Source organism: Microbacterium sp. Leaf351 (assembly GCF_001423825.1).
Lineage (GTDB): Bacteria > Actinomycetota > Actinomycetes > Actinomycetales > Microbacteriaceae > Microbacterium > Microbacterium ginsengisoli.
Genome location: NZ_LMPK01000015.1, coordinates 130,965 through 132,365, shown reverse-complemented (window position 1 = coordinate 132,365; position 1,401 = coordinate 130,965). Strand labels below are relative to the sequence as shown.

2 protein-coding genes and 1 pseudogene are annotated in these 1,401 nt (G+C 68.9%); 1 reads left to right on the top strand and 2 read right to left on the bottom strand.

Translation table 11 applies throughout. The features are described 5' to 3' along the window. Positions 1-115, bottom strand: a pseudogene (locus ASG00_RS18910) (transcriptional regulator); the annotation flags it as partial. Positions 116-169: 54 nt separating this feature from the next. Beyond that, the gene (locus ASG00_RS06300) at positions 170-931 is read right to left on the bottom strand and encodes a GntR family transcriptional regulator (protein ID WP_056207643.1); all 762 of its coding nucleotides are present in this window, start codon (positions 929-931) and stop codon (positions 170-172) included. A gap of 202 nt (positions 932-1,133) precedes the next feature. Between ASG00_RS06300 and ASG00_RS17400 the strand changes: the two genes are divergently transcribed. After that, a partial coding sequence (locus ASG00_RS17400; protein WP_235559324.1) for a PfkB family carbohydrate kinase occupies positions 1,134-1,401 on the top strand: 268 nt, incomplete at its 3' end.

Genomic DNA, 1,401 nt, shown 5'->3' with positions numbered 1-1,401 from the left:
GCAGCCCCGCCACGCGACGGTTGCCGCCGTAGGCGGGCAGACCCGCCTCCTGAGGGGTGATGCGCGCGCGACGCGAGCTCAGGAACTCGCGCACCTCGGCGCGGATGTCGTGCATGCGTCCACGCTACGTCTCGCCGGTGCGGCGCGGGAGGTACTGGCGGTACCCCCGCTACTTCGCGACGACGGTCGTCTCGAAGCTGTACATGTCGGGCCGGTAGCAGTGGTGGCCGTACTCGAGAGCACGGCCGGAGTTGTCGAAAGCGATGCGCTCCATCGTGAGCAGCGGGCCGCCGCGCTCGACATCGAGCAACTCGGCCTCATCGCCCTGCGCGCGCCGGGCGCCGATCTTCTGCTTGGCGATCTGGATCGTCACACCGCGCGCACGGAGGATCTGATAGAGCCCGCGATCCTGCAGCTGCTCGGTCGTGATGTCGGAGAACTCGATCGGGAGGTAGTTCTCGAGCACGGCCACGGGCACGCCGTCGGTGCTGCGCTGGCGGCGGATGAAGACGACGTCGGTGCCGACGGCCACCCCGAGACCCTCCGCGACCGGATCGGTCGCGGGCACGATCTCGTGGGCGAGCACGCGCGTGCCGGGCTCGTGGTGGCTGTTGCGGAGGTCCTCGTAGAGGCTCGTGAGCTCGACGGGGCGGGTGACCTGCCCCTGCACGACCTGAGTGCCGATCCCGCGGCGGCGCACGAGCAGGCCCTTGTCGACGAGCTCCTGGATCGCGCGCCGGATGGTCGGCCGGGAGAGACCGAGCCGTACGGCGATGGCGATCTCGTTCTCGAGACGGGCGCCGGCGGGGATCACGCCGTCGTGGATGGCGGCCTCGAGCCGGCTCGACACCTGGAAGTAGAGGGGCACCGGTCCCGTGCGGTCGAGGTCGGTGAACAGCTCTTCCGGCCAGTAGATCTCGTCGCTCGCCATCGCGCTCGCCGCCTCCTCTTCGGGGCTCACTCCCATGTCGCGACAATCTTACGTATGTCGACACATGTTCGGTGATATCGACGCGGAGCGGGGTGTTGCGGCATCCGAAGTGCCCCTTGCCGACAGGTCAACATGTGCTATTGTTAGGACATGCCGTCGACCAGGGCGGCGCAGGTTTCCGAAGAGAGTTGTACAGCGGAGTATGACGCAGAACACGGCACCCGAGATCCTCGCGATCGGTCGCCTCGGCGTGGACATCTATCCCCTTCAGGACGGTGTCGGGCTCGAGGACGTCGCGACGTTCGGCAAATACCTCGGCGGCAGCGCCGCCAACGTCGCGGTGGCCGCCGCACGCCACGGTCGGCGCTCGGGCCTCGTGAGCCGCGTCGGCCACGACCCGTTCGGTCGCTATCTGCTGCGTGAGCTCGACCGCCTCGGCGTCGACCCGCGGCTCGTCGCCGTGGATCCGG